Source organism: Ensifer sp. B1-9, assembly GCF_050474445.1.
Taxonomy (GTDB): domain Bacteria; phylum Pseudomonadota; class Alphaproteobacteria; order Rhizobiales; family Rhizobiaceae; genus Ensifer.
Genome location: NZ_JBCHVG010000002.1, coordinates 1 through 14,908, shown reverse-complemented (window position 1 = coordinate 14,908; position 14,908 = coordinate 1). Strand labels below are relative to the sequence as shown.

General features: G+C 63.9%; 13 protein-coding genes and 1 pseudogene. 10 read left to right on the top strand and 4 right to left on the bottom strand.

Features of this window, described 5'->3' with window-relative positions:
- The first annotated feature begins 1 nt into the window (after position 1).
- Positions 2-1,504 carry a class I adenylate-forming enzyme family protein gene (locus ACQ5BM_RS03230; protein WP_429807723.1) on the top strand — a complete coding sequence of 501 codons (1,503 nt, stop codon included), beginning with the start codon at positions 2-4 and terminating at the stop codon, positions 1,502-1,504.
- Positions 1,482-2,663 carry a thiolase family protein gene (locus ACQ5BM_RS03225; RefSeq protein WP_429807720.1) on the top strand — a complete coding sequence of 394 codons (1,182 nt, stop codon included), beginning with the start codon at positions 1,482-1,484 and terminating at the stop codon, positions 2,661-2,663. The genes ACQ5BM_RS03230 and ACQ5BM_RS03225 overlap by 23 nt, the downstream gene beginning before the upstream one ends.
- 54 nt (positions 2,664-2,717) lie before the next feature.
- Here the strand turns inward: ACQ5BM_RS03225 and ACQ5BM_RS03220 are convergent, their stop codons facing one another.
- Positions 2,718-3,119 (bottom strand): acyl-CoA thioesterase, encoded by a 402-nt coding sequence (locus tag ACQ5BM_RS03220; RefSeq protein WP_429807717.1) that lies wholly within the window; start codon positions 3,117-3,119, stop codon positions 2,718-2,720.
- 16 nt (positions 3,120-3,135) lie between these two features.
- Between ACQ5BM_RS03220 and ACQ5BM_RS03215 the strand changes: the two genes are divergently transcribed.
- From ACQ5BM_RS03215 to dxs, 5 genes are all read left to right on the top strand, one after another.
- Positions 3,136-4,107 (top strand): zinc-dependent alcohol dehydrogenase family protein, encoded by a 972-nt coding sequence (locus ACQ5BM_RS03215; protein WP_429807714.1) that lies wholly within the window; start codon positions 3,136-3,138, stop codon positions 4,105-4,107.
- Between the two features lie 62 nt (positions 4,108-4,169).
- Positions 4,170-5,099, top strand: coding sequence for a histone deacetylase family protein (locus ACQ5BM_RS03210; protein WP_429807712.1), 930 nt, complete (start codon positions 4,170-4,172; stop codon positions 5,097-5,099).
- A 2-nt stretch (positions 5,100-5,101) separates the two neighbouring features.
- A complete protein-coding gene (locus ACQ5BM_RS03205; protein WP_429807709.1) occupies positions 5,102-5,353 on the top strand; it encodes an exodeoxyribonuclease VII small subunit in 252 nt (83 codons plus the stop codon).
- 163 nt (positions 5,354-5,516) lie between these two features.
- Entirely contained in the window at positions 5,517-6,440 is a 924-nt protein-coding gene (locus tag ACQ5BM_RS03200; protein WP_429807706.1) for a pirin family protein, read from the top strand.
- 245 nt (positions 6,441-6,685) lie between these two features.
- Positions 6,686-8,599: a 1-deoxy-D-xylulose-5-phosphate synthase gene (gene dxs / locus ACQ5BM_RS03195; RefSeq protein WP_429808904.1), complete on the top strand. Its 1,914-nt coding sequence runs from the start codon at positions 6,686-6,688 to the stop codon at positions 8,597-8,599.
- A gap of 21 nt (positions 8,600-8,620) precedes the next feature.
- On the opposite strand, the gene ACQ5BM_RS03190 is transcribed toward dxs, so the two are convergent.
- Positions 8,621-8,911 carry a DUF3175 domain-containing protein gene (locus tag ACQ5BM_RS03190; protein ID WP_429808901.1) on the bottom strand — a complete coding sequence of 97 codons (291 nt, stop codon included), beginning with the start codon at positions 8,909-8,911 and terminating at the stop codon, positions 8,621-8,623.
- A 165-nt stretch (positions 8,912-9,076) separates the two neighbouring features.
- Between ACQ5BM_RS03190 and ACQ5BM_RS03185 the strand changes: the two genes are divergently transcribed.
- Both ACQ5BM_RS03185 and ACQ5BM_RS03180 read left to right on the top strand, forming a co-directional pair.
- Positions 9,077-9,847: a TlyA family RNA methyltransferase gene (locus ACQ5BM_RS03185; RefSeq protein WP_429807703.1), complete on the top strand. Its 771-nt coding sequence runs from the start codon at positions 9,077-9,079 to the stop codon at positions 9,845-9,847.
- The gene (locus ACQ5BM_RS03180) at positions 9,844-11,094 is read left to right on the top strand and encodes a class I SAM-dependent RNA methyltransferase (protein WP_429807700.1); all 1,251 of its coding nucleotides are present in this window, start codon (positions 9,844-9,846) and stop codon (positions 11,092-11,094) included. Before ACQ5BM_RS03185 ends, ACQ5BM_RS03180 begins: the two co-directional genes overlap by 4 nt.
- Positions 11,095-11,325: 231 nt before the next feature.
- Here ACQ5BM_RS03180 and mcpU read toward each other — a convergent pair whose 3' ends face one another.
- Positions 11,326-13,401, bottom strand: coding sequence for a methyl-accepting chemotaxis protein McpU (gene mcpU / locus ACQ5BM_RS03175; RefSeq protein WP_429808898.1), 2,076 nt, complete (start codon positions 13,399-13,401; stop codon positions 11,326-11,328).
- Between the two features lie 526 nt (positions 13,402-13,927).
- Between mcpU and ACQ5BM_RS03170 the strand changes: the two genes are divergently transcribed.
- Positions 13,928-14,614 (top strand): hypothetical protein, encoded by a 687-nt coding sequence (locus ACQ5BM_RS03170; RefSeq protein ID WP_429807697.1) that lies wholly within the window; start codon positions 13,928-13,930, stop codon positions 14,612-14,614.
- A 162-nt stretch (positions 14,615-14,776) separates the two neighbouring features.
- On the opposite strand, the pseudogene ACQ5BM_RS03165 reads toward ACQ5BM_RS03170, so the two are convergent.
- A pseudogene (locus ACQ5BM_RS03165) lies at positions 14,777-14,908 on the bottom strand (IS481 family transposase); the annotation flags it as partial.

The following is a 14,908-nucleotide window of genomic DNA, read 5'->3' as shown; positions in this document are numbered from 1 at the left end:
GATGCCGTTTGCCGCCGCGGTCAATCGCCACGCGGATGAACATCCGCATACCCCGGCCTTCCAAATCGAGGGCCGGGTCTTCGCTTTTGGCGAATTGCAACGCCTGGCCGGACAGCTTGTTGCAACATTCGACGAACTAACCGAAAGCACCTTGCACCGCAGCGTACTTGGCAATCGCTCGCGCCTGATCGCGCTGGAAGCCGGCAATCATCCGCTTTTCGCTGCCGCCTTTCTCGCCGCCACCAGTGCCGGCCACTGTGTCGCGCTGATCGATCCGCATCTGCCGGCCTCAACCCGGGAGGCCATGCGCGATCGTCTGTCTCCCGATCTCGTCATCAGCGCCAATGGCGCCGACCTGTCTCTGCAGGCTCCGGCAAGCGGCGAGGCGCGATCCTTCCGCGAGACCGATGGCAAAGAGCGAGCGCCACTGGCAGCCGGCGCCGATACCGAGCCATTTCTGATCGTCTTCACATCCGGAACGACGGGCACGCCGAAAGCGATCATCCGCGATCGCGATTCATGGCGGCGGAGCCTCGCGACCGGTGAACGTTTCTTCGGAATAGACAGCGAGACCCGCACATTCGCCCCCGGCCCGCTGGCACACGGGTTGACGCTCTATGCGCTGGCCGAAACGCTCGTCGCCGGCGCCGAATTCATCGGCACCGCCCACTTCGACGCGGTGCGATCGCAGCGCCTCATCGAAGCGGGGGCGGTGAAGCGCCTCGTTCTCGTACCGACGATGCTGCGGCGGCTTTGCGCCGCCGCCGGCGGCAATCAATACCCGTCCGTCACACAGATCACGGTCGCCGGTTCAAAGCTGACGACCAGCGATCGCGCCGATGCCACCATTGCCTTTCCGGAGGCTGCCGTCATCGAATATTATGGCGCCTCGGAACTGGGTTTTATCAGCGTCGCCTCGCAAAACGACACCGCTTCGGCCACCGCCGTCGGCCGCGCTTTTCCCGGCGTCACGCTCAGCATTCGCAATAACATGGGGAACGAAGTGCCTACAGGCGAAACGGGGACGATCTTCGTCGACAGTACGCTCGTCTCCGACGGCTATGTCGGCGACGCCGACGGTGCCGGTTTTCGCCGCCTTGGTCGGCTTGCGACGGTCGGCGACCTCGGCTTTCTCGACGAAGACGGCACGCTTCATCTGCTCGGCCGCGCCGGCGGCATGGTGCTTTCAGGCGGCAACAACATCTATCCGCAAGAGGTGGAAGCGACGCTGACCGCCCATCCCGGCGTACACGCCGCCCTCGTCCTCGGGCTGGATCATCCGGATCTCGGCAGCGAACTCGTTGCCGTCATCGAGCCGGAAGGCAGCGCGTTTGACCGGGAAGCGCTTGATCGCCATCTTGCCGCCCACCTGCCCCGCTATAAACATCCGCGTCGCCTCTGGCTCTGCCGGAAGATGCCGATGACGCGCTCGGGCAAGGTGGCGGCCGGCCTACTCAGACAATGGATCGCGGACGAAAACGATGGCCTCGAACACATCGACTGATCCATCGCGCGTGCCGGTGATAATCGCGGCACTCAGAACGCCGATCGGCCGCGTCAATGGCACGCTTCGCGACGTCGAGCCATCGCGGCTGGCGGCGGCGCTGATTACCCGCCTCGTTGCGGATGTCGGGCTGGCAGCGACCGATATCGATGACGTCATTCTCGGCAACGCCGCCAACAGCGCCGGCAATCTCGCACGGCTCGCAGCGCTCGAAGCAGGCCTGCCGGTTTCGACCCCGGGCGTCACCGTCGATCGCCAATGCGGATCAGGGCTGGAGGCGATCACGCTTGCGGCGCGCATGATCCAGGCCGGCGCGGGTCGATTTTATCTCGCCGGCGGCACCGAGAGCGCCAGCCGCGCGCATATCCGTCTGCGGCCGCCGCTGGAGCGCGGCGGCGAACTTGCTCCGGTCAAGCGCGCCCGCATGGCGCCGGACGAGATCGGCGATCCGGACATGGGCGTCGCCGCCGAGAATGTTGCTGTAGCCTGCGGCATTTCTCGGGAACGGCAGGATGGCTTTGCGCTTCAAAGCCATCGCCGCGCCGTCGAAGCCGAACTTGCTAGCCGTTTCCTCCGCGAAATCGTGCCGATCGAGACGGCGACTGGTGTCGTGTCACGGGACGAATGCCCACGCCCCAATGCGTCGATGGAAACGCTGCAGCGGCTGAAGCCGGTCTTCGTCGAGGGCGGCACGGTGACGGCCGGCAATGCCTGCCCGATCAACGACGGCGCCGCCGTGGCGCTGGTGACGAGCCTTGCCGAAGCGCAGCGGCTTGGCGCGCCCTTCGCGCTCGAATTCGTCGATGCGGCGACGGCAGGCGTCGATCCCAACCTGCTCGGTCTCGGCCCGGTTCCGGCAATGCAGAAGCTCAAGATGCGACAGCCTGCGCTCGAGCCGGCAAAGGTCGATTTCATGGAATTCAACGAAGCCTTCGCTTCGCAGGTGCTCGGCAGCCTCGACCAGCTCGACATTCCGGCAGAGAGGATCAACCTCGATGGCGGCGCCATCGCGCTTGGCCATCCCTATGGCGCCTCGGGCGCAATCCTCACCGTTCGGCTCTTCTCGCAGATGTTGACGGCGCCATCGGGTGCGGAGGGGCTGGCGATGATGGGCGTTGGCGGCGGGATGGGTATCGTCGCGCTGTTTCGCGCGGTTTGAATGCACGCGATCGCGGGCGACAATTGCCTCGCACCTTTCGCGGAATGGCGGTGGCTAGACAGAAAAGGCCGTCAGCCATTCCCGCGTCGCGGTCGGCAGCGGCAGCGGCGTGTGCCGTTGCGGATCCACCGCGACCCAGACGACCTCGACTTCCGCCACGAGCTGACCGCGTGCTTCGACCTTGACGGCAAAGCTGATCGAGCTGCCGCCGATCTTCGCCACGTTGACCGTGAAGCGCGCCGGCTCGTCGTAGCGCAGGCCGCGGTGATAGACGCAAGCGGAGCGGCGCACGAGATAGCTCGGTTCGTTCACCACATGCGGGCGATGGCGCCACAAACTGGACAGAGCGGCTTCGGCGTGGGCGTAGTAGGCGGCATTGTGCATATGGCCGTGCATGTCTATATCGCGAAACGGAATACGAATTTCCGTGACGTTCTCCAGTTCCCTGCCGTCCATGCGAGGCTCCCTGACGATGCGCTCCACCCTCGTTAGACAGTTCGGCGACCCCCGGCAAGTAATTGCGCTTGTCGATGCTGAACGTATGGCCCCGGCCGCCGGTGAAGTCGAGGTGGCGCTTTCGCTTGCCGCCATCAACCCGTCAGATCTCATCCCGGTGAGCGGCGCCTATAGCGCTCGCACCAGCCTGCCCTTCGTGCCGGGCTTTGAAGGCTTCGGCACGGTGACGCGCGTCGGCGCGGGCGTCACGTCGCTGAAACCCGGCGACCAGGTGGTCCCGATCGGCGCCAGCGGTCTTTGGCAGGAGTATCTGATCAGGCCGGCCGAATGGTGCTTCGCCCTGCCCGACGACATCAGCGAGACCGACGCGGCGACCTGCTACGTCAACCCGCTGACGGCGCTGCAATTGATCGCGGCGCTGCGCGGACATTTCGGCTCACTTGACCGGCGCCGCATCGGCGTCACAGCCGCCGGATCCGCAATTGGCGGCATGCTGATGAAGCTGCTTGCCGGCGAAGGGGCGGAGGCCGCCGGCATCGTCCGCAGCCAGCGCAGCGCCGAGCGGCTCGCGCGTGAAATTCCCGGCCAGATCGCGCTTGGAGACGAACAGCGCCTGCCGGATCTCCGCTTCGACGCGATCATCGATGCCGTCGGCGGTCCTTTTGCCGGCAACCTTATCCTGCGAACGCTCGAACCCGGCGGCGCCTTCATCCAGTATGGCGCGCTGAGCAACGTCCCGGTCCCGCAGGCGGCGATCCAGGCCCGGCCGGACATCCGCTTCTCCTTCCTGTGGCTGCGCGCCTGGGTGCATTCGGCCGGGCGTGCGGCGATCGAAGCCGCTTTTGCGAAGAGTTTCGAAGGCTTGCGGAGCGGCCTCTTCAGGAGCCGCATCGCCGAGATCTATCCGCTGAGCAGGCTCGATGCGGCACTGGCGCATCAGGCGGATTCCGGCCGCGACGGGAAGCTGCTGCTTGATCCGCGCTGTTGAAAATTCCGCCTTTCCGCCGCCTTGCCATGGACCTGGACAGATTACAGCACTAGTTTCCCGGCATGACCACGTTCCTCTATGAAAACCCAGTCTTCCTGGAACACGAGGTTCCGGAGGGACATCCAGAGCGGCCGGACCGGCTGAAGGCGCTGAACATTGCGCTCGAACATCCGAACTTCGCCGATCTCAAGCGGATCGAGGCGAAGAAGGCGAGCGAAGACCTCGTCCTGCTCGCCCACCCGGAAGAGCATCTGACCGCCATCCGGCGCGCTATTCCGGAGGAAGGCCTCAATCATTTCGAGGCGGACACCTATGCGAGCCCCTCAAGCCTCGACGCGGCGCTGACCGGCATCGGCGGCGCGGTGGCGGCGGTTGACGCCGTCTTTGCCGGCGAGACCGACAACGCCTTTGTGGCAGCGCGGCCACCGGGACACCACGCCGAGAAGAACAAGGCGATGGGCTTCTGTCTTTTCAACACGGTGGCGATTGCCGCCCGATATGCCCAAAAGGTTCACGGCGCCGAGCGCGTCGCGATCGTCGACTGGGACGTGCACCACGGCAACGGCACCCAGGACATCTTCTGGAACGATCCGTCGGTGCTCTTCTGCTCGACGCACCAGATGCCACTTTATCCCGGAACCGGCGCCAAGGACGAGACAGGCGTCAAAGGCAACATCGTCAACGCGCCACTCTCGCCAAACAACGGCAGCGAGCACTTCCGCGAGGCGTTCCGCACCCGCGTGCTTTCGGCACTCACCAATTTCCGGCCGGACTTCATCCTGATCTCGGCCGGCTTCGATGCGCATCACCGCGATCCGCTGGCGCAGATCAACCTCGTCGCCGAGGATTTCGATTGGGCCACCGGACGGCTGCACGAGATCGCCGATCGCAGCGCCAGCAACCGCATGGTCAGCCTGCTCGAAGGCGGTTATGACCTTCAGGGCCTGGCCGAATCGGCCGGCCTGCACATTCTGAGACTGATGAGAGGGTAACCATGAACACCACCACGCAACCGGACGTTTCCGCCCTCTCCTTCGAGCATGCCGTCGAGGAACTGGAGCGGATCGTCTCGGCGCTGGAACGCGGCGACGTGGCGCTCGACAAGTCGATCGAGATCTACGAGCGCGGCGAGGCGCTGAAGAAGCATTGCGAGGCGCTCTTGAAGGCCGCTGAAGACCGCATCGAAAAAATCCGGCTCGACCGCGCCGGCAAGCCGCAGGGCGTGGAGCCGCTCGACGCCGACTAAGCCATCAATCTTCCTGGAGCGTCCTTCACGCGCTCATCTGAATGCATGGCGCTCCAGCAGGATTGACCGCCCCGCGGAAACGCTGCGTATCGGCCTGGTCTCTAGCCGCCTCAGAGTGCAGGCGTTAGTTATTGAGGCGACAGCAAAAAACGGGAGCACGCGCATGTCCTTCTTTCCAGGCCCCGATCCATTGGCCGGCGACAAGCCCGCCTGCGACGCCATCGAACACCTGATCGTTCCGCGCACCAGCGATATCGGCGGGCTGCAGGTTCGGCGCGCGCTGCCGACTGCGAAGCGGCGCCTCGTCGGACCCTTCATCTTCTTCGACCGCATGGGACCGGCGCTGTTGCGGGCCGGCGAAGCGATCGATGTGCGCCCGCACCCGCATATCGGCCTTTCGACCGTCACCTATCTCTTCGACGGCGAGATCAAGCACCGCGACAGCCTCGGCACCGAGATGGTCATCCGCCCCGGCGACGTCAACCTGATGACCGCGGGCCGCGGCATCGTACATTCCGAGCGTTCTCCTGAAAACCAGCGCGGCCACGCACGCTCGATCTCGGGCCTGCAGACCTGGCTGGCGCTGCCCGACCACAAGGAAGAGATCGACCCGATCTTCAGCCACACCGAGGAGCGGGCGCTGCCGCACATGAGCGACGACGGCATCAAGGCGCGGGTGGTGATCGGCAATTTCGAGGGCGCCAAGTCGCCCGTCTCGGTCTTCACCGACACCATCTACGTCGATCTCAACATCGCGCCAGGCAAAAGCGCCCCCTTCGCCGCGCAGTGGGAAGAGCGTGCGCTCTATATTCTCTCCGGCGAGGCGATCATCGCCGGCGACCATTTCGCCGAAAACCAGTTGCTCGTCTTCCGCCCGGGTGACGAGATCACCGTGACCGCCGGGCCGCAGGGCTGTCACGTCATGCTCTTCGGTGGTGCCGCGCTCGGTTCGGCCCGCCACATCTGGTGGAACTTCGTCTCCTCGTCCAAGGAGCGCATCGACAAGGCGAAGGAAGAGTGGCGCACCGGCCGCTTCGACATCGTGCCCGGAGACGAGGAAGAATTCATTCCGCTGCCCGAAGGCTGAGTTCGACCAAAAGTAGAGGCGGGAGGAGTGCATAAAACCGCGCAACATTGCCTCATCCCGCTTGAATCGATTTCGATTCACAGAATCATGCGCTAGTCTCTTGGTCGACGACGCAGGAACGCCTAATTTTGCATTCAGCAACGATTGCGTCTAAAGAGCCGCTTCGACGGTACCACTAACTATCGCGCGCCTGATCCCGCGGCGCGCATGAGGCATGCAGCGTGACACAACTGCCAACCAATCCGATGCCGGCTACTCCCTTGCTCGACAAGGTGACCTTCCCCGACGATCTGAAGAAGATCGACGACAAGGACCTGCCGCAGCTTGCCGGAGAAGTCCGGGCGGAGATGATCGACGCGGTGTCGCGGACCGGCGGCCACCTCGGCGCGGGCCTGGGCGTCGTCGAACTGACGATCGCCATCCACAAGGTGTTCAACACGCCGCATGACCGACTGATCTTCGATGTCGGCCACCAGTGCTATCCGCACAAGATCCTGACCGGCCGCCGTGACCGCATCCGCACGCTTCGCCAGGAAGGCGGCCTTTCCGGCTTCACGCGTCGCGCCGAGAGCGAATACGATCCCTTCGGCGCCGCCCATTCCTCGACGTCGATTTCCGCCGGCCTCGGCATGGCGGTCGCCGCCGATCTCGACGGCAAGAACCGCAACGTCATCGCCGTCATCGGCGACGGCGCGCTTTCGGCCGGCATGGCCTATGAGGCGCTGAACAATGCCGGCGCGCTCGACGCGCGGCTGATCGTCATCCTCAACGACAACGACATGTCGATCGCACCGCCGACCGGCGCGATGAGCGCCTATCTGGCGCGCCTTGCCTCCGGCCGCACCTATATGGGCATCCGCGAGGTCGGCAAGAAGCTGACCGCCTATCTCGGCAAGACCGTCGACCGGGCGATCACACGCGCGGTGGAACACGCCCGCGGCTACGTCACCGGCGGCACGCTCTTCGAAGAGATGGGCTTCTACCATATCGGCCCGATCGACGGGCATTCCTTCGACCATCTGCTGCCGGTGCTGCGCAACGTGCGCGACAATGCCAAGGGTCCGGTGCTGATCCATGTGGTGACGCAGAAGGGCAAGGGCTATCCGCCAGCGGAAGCCGCCGCCGACAAGTATCACGGCGTCAACAAATTCGACATCATTACCGGGGCCCAGGCAAAAGCCAAGCCGAATGCCCCCGCCTATACCTCCGTCTTTGCCGATGCGCTGACGCAGGAAGCGAGCCTCGACGACAAGATCGTCGCCGTCACTGCCGCCATGCCCTCCGGCACCGGTCTCGACAGGTTCGCCAAGGTCCATCCGTCGCGGTGCTTCGACGTCGGCATTGCCGAACAGCATGCGGTGACCTTCGCCGCCGGCCTCGCCGCCGAGGGATACAAGCCGTTCGCGGCCCTCTACTCGACCTTCCTGCAACGCGGCTATGACCAGGTGGTGCATGATGTGGCGATCCAGGGCCTGCCGGTGCGCTTCCCGATCGACCGCGCCGGCTTCGTCGGCGCCGACGGACCGACCCATGCGGGTTCGTTCGACACGACCTATCTCGCGACGCTTCCCGGTTTCGTGGTGATGGCAGCCGCCGACGAGGCGGAATTGAAGCACATGGTGCGCACCGCCGTCGCCTATGACGCCGGTCCGATCTCCTTCCGCTACCCGCGCGGCGAAGGCGTCGGTGTCGAAATGCCGGAACGCGGCCAGATCCTCGAGATCGGCAAGGGCCGCATCGTCAAGCAGGGATCGAAGGTGGCGCTGCTCTCCTTCGGCACCCGTCTTGCCGACTGTCTGATGGCGGCCGAAGATCTCGATGCCGCCGGCCTCTCGACCACGGTCGCCGATGCGCGCTTCGCCAAGCCGCTCGACCATGACCTCATCCGCCAGCTTGCCCGCCACCACGAGGTGCTGATCACCATCGAGGAAGGCGCCGTTGGCGGATTCGCCAGCCATGTGCTGCAGTTCCTCGCCGAGGACGGCCTGCTTGATGGTGGCCTCAAGGTGCGCCCCATGGTCATGCCCGATATCTGGATGGAACAGGCCAAGCCCGAGGCGATGTACGCCGCCGCCGGCCTCGACCGCGCCGGCATCGTCTCGACCGTTTTCAAGGCGCTCGGCCAGAAGCAGGATATCGGCATCGGCGCTGCCGGCTAATCCTCCAACACGAAGGTCACCTCACGCCTTGGGGCGCCGGCCGTAAGCGCGACGCAGTTCATCCTTCGCGTCTTCCAGAATTTTCTTCCTGTCGTCCGGCAGGTTTTTGCCCGCGCGATTGACATAGAAGGTCAGCATCGACATGGCAGACCGAAAGGGCTCGGCCTTTCGCCTGCTGCTTCTGTCGGCAGAACGCTTCAGCGACGCTGCGATCTCCTTCGCATCCTCCTTTTCGAACACATGAGGCTCGAGTTCGAGAGCGTTGCTGTGGCGCGTGACGTCTCGGGACCACTGTTTCTGGCTGCGGGTCATCGCTTCTTCCCGTTTGCTGGCTCGGCTGCCTCGCAACCTGCAGGCAACTTGGAGCGAACTCAAAATCAGCGGCAATGTTCCAAACCACGCTTATCCGTGATCTGGAGCCGGCGCTCCGAGCGCGGGGGGCTTGCCATTACAGCGGCAAATCGCCATGAGAAATGCATGTCAGAAGAACGCCAGAACGAAGAACACAGAAACCGGGTCCGCCTCGACCAGTTGCTGCTCAATACAGGATTGGTCGCCAGCCGCGCCCGCGCCCGCGACGCGATCCAGCGCGGCACCGTCAAGGTTGACGGCCGCACGGTCAACAAGCCGTCGTCGATGTTTGCCGAAAGCGTGACGATCACCATCGATGATCCGGCGCAGGACTATGTCTCCCGCGCGGCGCTGAAGCTCGTCGCAGCGCTCGATCACTTTGCGCTCGATCCCGCCGGCGAAAGCTGTCTCGACATCGGCGCCTCCACGGGCGGCTTCACCGAAGTCCTCTTGAAGCGCGGCGCCGAGCATGTCGTGGCGGTCGATGTCGGCCATGGGCAAATCCACCCACGCATCGCCGACGACGAGCGTGTCACCAGCATAGAGGGTCTCAATGCGCGCGCGATGACGCCCGAAGACATTGACGATCGCGAGGTCACCTTCGTCGTCTCGGATGTCTCGTTCATCTCGCTGAAGCTTGCCCTGCCTCCGGCGCTCGACATGGCGCTTCCCGGCGCACGCTGCATCCTGCTGGTAAAGCCGCAATTCGAGGCGGGTCGCGACGCGATCAGCAAGGCTGGCCTGCTCAAGGATCCCGACAGCGCTCCGGCCGTTGCTGCCGAACTTGAGCGCTGGCTCGTCGAGGACATGGGCTGGCAGAGCCTCGGCCTCATCCCCTCGCCCATTGCCGGCGGCGACGGCAATGTCGAGTTTCTGCTGGCGGGGAAAAAGCCATGAGCACCGAGACCGTCAGAATCAACCGCCTTGGCGCCCAGGGCGACGGCATTGCCGAAGGCCCCGATGGGCCGATCTATGCGCCTTTCACGCTGCCCGGCGAGAGCGTGGCGCTGGCGGTCAACAAGTCGCACGGGACGCTGATCGCGCTGAAGGAGCCTTCCGCCGAGCGCGTCGAGCCGCGCTGTCGGCACTTCGGGCCTGACGGTGTCAACGGCACCTGTGGCGGCTGCACGATGCAGCACGCCTCGGATACGCTCTATCAAGAGTTCAAGCGCGATCTCGTGATCGCTGCCTTGAAGTCGAAAGGGCTGAAGCCGGAGGTGGCGCCACTGATCGTCGCCCATCCCGGCCAGCGCCGCCGTGCGGTCTTCACCGCCCGCAAGACCGAGAAGGAACTGCTTCTCGGCTTCAACCAGGCGGAAAGCCATCACATCGTCGCGATCTCCGAATGTCCGATCGCGAGCCCGGGCATCGTCACGAAGCTCGCAACGATCGCCAGGATCGGCGCCGCCATGGCCGTCAACGCCGAGCCGTTTCGTATCACCGTGCTCGAGACCCTTTCGGGCCTCGACCTTGCCGTCGAAGGCATCAAGAAGCTCGATGACCGCGAACGCCGCCGCACGGTCGAGGCCGTCCTCGGCGAGCGCGGCATCGCCCGCGTCAGCCTGAATGGCGAGATCATCGTCGAACCGGTGAAGCCGTTGATCGATTTCGGCGGCGTTTCCGTTTCGCCGCCGCCGGGTAGCTTTACGCAGGCAACGGCCGAGGCCGAGGAGGCGATGGCGAAGCTGGTGCTCGATCACCTCGGCAAGGCCAAGCGCGTCGCCGATCTCTTTGCCGGCTGCGGCACCTTCGCACTGCGCATCGCACGCAAGGCGCGCGTGCACGCGGTCGAAGGCGAGGACAAGGCGCTGAAGGCGCTCGACTTCGCTGCGCGCAACACGCAGGGGCTGAAGCCGGTGACCGTCGAGAAGCGTGACCTGATCCGCCGTCCGGTCATGGCGCAGGAGTTGAAGGTCTACGACGCGATCGTCTTCGATCCGCCACGCGCCGGCGCCGAGGCGCAGTGTCATGAGATCGCCCGCTCCGGTGTCAAGAAGATCGTGGCCGTGTCCTGCAATCCGGTCACGCTGGCACGCGATCTTTCCATCCTTACGGCTGCAGGCTACCGGATCATTTCGGTGACGCCGATCGACCAGTTCCTCTGGTCGGCCCATGTCGAGGCGGTCGCGACGCTCGAGAAATGAGAGCCGGCCGGGAGACCGGTCTGCTGTATGGCCGCTGTCCGGCAACATTGCTCATCTTCTCCGCCACGGGTTGAGCCCGATGAGGACAGGAGCGGAGCACAAAAACATCAATGAGAAAGGCCCGGTTTCCCGGGCCTTTCTCATATCGGGCTTGAAGCAATTGCCATAGTGATTCACGGCAATGACCTATCCCTTTGTTGTTCCGGCGTTCTGCCCCCGGGGGCGCGGACGTCAGGCCGCGCGACGACGGGCACTGCTTCCGACGTAAACAGCTTGCGTTTCGCCGAGGTTGAACTGGGCGAGCAGTGCATTGAGCGAGGCGGCCTCGGAGGCAAGACCGTGGCTTGCCGCCGTCTGCTCTTCCACCATCGCCGCATTCTGCTGCGTGCCCTGGTCCATGGTGTTGACCGCCGTGTTGATCTCCTGGAGACCCGTCGACTGTTCGCGCGTCGCCGTGACGATCGCGCTCACATGCTTGTTGATCTCCTGGACCTCGGCAACGATCGTCTCCAGCGCCTTGCCGGTGTCGCCGACCAGCGTCACCCCGTTCCTGACCTGATTGCCCGAGGTGGTGATCAGTGCCTTGATCTCCTTGGCCGCATTGGCCGAACGCTGGGCGAGTTCGCGCACTTCCTGGGCAACGACGGCAAAACCCTTGCCGGCTTCACCGGCACGGGCCGCCTCGACGCCGGCGTTCAGCGCAAGCAGGTTCGTCTGGAAGGCGATGTCGTCGATGACGCCGATGATGTTGGAGATCTCCCCCGAGGACTTCTCGATCGCGTGCATCGCTTCGACGGCGTTGGCAACGACTTCGCCGGACTTTTCCGCACCGGCACGGGTGCGGGCGACGAGCGCACCGACTTCCTCGGCCCGGCGGGCGGAATCTTTGACCGTCGTGGTGATCTCTTCGAGTGCGGCTGCAGTCTCTTCAACCGAAGCCGCCTGCTGCTCGGTGCGGCGGGCGAGATCGTCGGCGGCCGAGCGGATCTCGGAGGCGCCGGCGTCGATGCCACGGGCATTCGCACCGACGGCGCGCAGCGTGTCATGCAGCTTGGCGACGGAGTTGTTGAAGTCGGCGCGCAGACGGTCGAGGCGATCGGCGAAGGGGGTATCGATACGATAGGCGAGGTCGCCATCGGCCAACCGGCCGAGGCCGGTTGCCAAGCCATCGACGGCCTGCTGGATTTCGGCCGCATCCCGTGCCTTCTGCGCTTCGCGCTCCAGCCGCTCGCGTTCCGACAACGACCGGTTGGCATCCGCTTCGCTCTCGAGGCGGGCGCGTTCGACGGCGTTCGCCTTGAAGACGGCGACTGCCGCGGCCATTGAGCCGATCTGGTCGCGGCGCTCTTCGCCGGGGATTTCGACGTTGTGATTGCCGGCAGCAAGCTTTTCCATCGCACCGGTCATGTCCGTCACCGGACGGATCACGAGACGGCTGAGGAAGGTCGCGAGGAAGACGATCATCACGCCGACCGCAAGGATCGTGGCAATGGTTGCGGCAATACGGAACTTGTCGATCGCGGAATAGGCGGCATCGGCGTCGATGACGAAGCCGACATACCACTCGACCGAGGGAAGGCCCTGTACCGGAACGAAGCTCACCAGCATCGGCTTGCCGCCGAGCTCGGTGTTCATGATGCCGGAACCGATCGTCGGCGTGTCGATCGGGAAGGCATCGGCGAGCGACTTGGTGACGAGCTTGGCATCCGGATGCACGAGGATCTGGCCGTCCTTGCTGGCGAGGAAGGCAAAGCCTTCGCCGCCGACGTCGACGCCCTTGATCATCGATACCAGCGTATCGAGCGAAAAGTCGCTGGCAGCAACGCCATAGAGCTTGCCGTCACGCTTGACCGGCACCGCCGCACTGATGATGAGCGCACCGCTCGAAGCGTCGACATAGGGCTCGGTCAAAACCCGGGCATCAGCCTTGACTGCCTGCTGGTACCACGGGCGCTGGCGCGGGTCATAGCCGGCCGGCATCGGGTTGTCCGGCCAGGTGATGAACTTGCCGCTCTCGTTGCCGACATAGGTCGACATGAATTCGCTGGTCAGCACGTCGTTCTTCAGGATCGGCTGGATGGCGCCGTCATCGGCCGCGCGGCCGGTGGCATCGGCGACCATCGCGGTCAGCGTGACGCGGCCATTCAGCCACTTGGCAACGCTCTGCGCGGCCTGCGTGCCGGAGGAGGCAATGTTCTCCTCGACCGCCTTGGTGGTGGTGCTACGCTGCAGCGTGTCGATGTAAACGGAAAAGCCGGCAAAGGCGCCGACGACGACACAGGACGCGGCGACGAGGATGCGCGTCATGAGATTCGATCGCTTGGACAAGATGGGCTCCCAATGGATGCCGGCGACCGCCGCCGGACATGAGCTCTCGTTGATTTTCGCGCAGCATCCATCGTCCGCGGAGGGGCGGAGCGCTGACGTCTACGGGAAAACGTTGAACATGCCAGAAGGCGGAGCCAGCCATGCTTCATGCGGCTGGGGCCCCTCGAAACGAGGATAGGCCTATCGCGCCGCACGCTACCGATCGCTATTTAAGAAGCAATTAAAATTGATTTATGCAAGTTCGCGATGCCGGCGGCAACGGGATCTTTACCGTGCGGAGGCTCGTGGTGAAAATCTGACGCTTGGTACCGGAGCCGAAATACCGGTTTCGACCTATGCGGTCATCGGCATCCGGTACGATGAATGGCTCGGTTTGGCTCATCCTCGCAAGGGGCAAGAGCCTCACGCGATCGAGTAAGCTAGACGCGATCGTCGGGACTCGGCATAGTTCAACCAGTGGGAGAAATTGGGCACTTTGACGTCACGCGCGGGGGGATGTCGGTGGATGCAAGAACGAACGGCTTCATCACTTCGGTTAGGAGGCAAAGGAAATCTAGTTCTTCGACCTATCCGCTCGACACGACATCTTTTCCTTGGCCCGCTGGGCATCGCCGTTGGTGTGCTGATACTATGGGCAACCTTCACCTTGCCATCTCCTACGGTTCTGCTCGTTATGGCTGATATCCTTCAGTTGGCTATGGGAGCGTTATTCCTTCTCGGTGGCCTGCTGATGGTGTTGCTTCCTTGGATCAAATCCGCGCGCTTGGAGCTTTGTGGTCGCCGCCTGATTCTCAGCGGCCTCCTTCGTCAAACAATCCTCGACCTGAACGAGTGGGGAAAGGCGACTGTCGTACAAACATCGCACGGCATTTGGCTTGCCTTCTTCACGCTGGAAGAGGAGCGGGCACTGGCTGCCAAGGGCGATGACTCAAAACCAGGTGTGTTCAGTGCGACTAAGACCATCCTTGTGTCGCCATACATCGGCAACGATATTGCACGAGCCCAAGAGCTCGCTGACGAGGTCAATTCACGCCGGGACGTTCTGGCGGAAGAAGTTGCTGTCGCTGATTCTGATGCGGTAGTGGAGAGAATGAAGCGGAGGGGGAGACGCCGGCACTGGATCCTGTTTCTCATCATCATGGCCATGGCAATATTCGCCGCATTCGCCCGACGCGACATCCATGCGATCTGACTCGCTCCCGACTTTCGTGTCGACCGCAAGCGTTCGCCGGACGACAGGTAGAGGGAAGTCCCGACTTGGAGCTAACCAGACCTGAGGCGACAGGCTGTCGAATTTTTGCTCCCCACCCAAAACGGCAGCCCGTGTCGGGCACTAAGCGTCAGGTTTTCACCACTAGATGTTTAGTCCCGGCATTTGCTGGAGCGGATTGAGGGTGAAACGTTGGGGTTGTGAAGCCCATGCTTTGCAGATGAACTCGTAGGGCGTGAGGCCCTTGAGGGTCTTGAGCCTACGGCCGAAATTGTA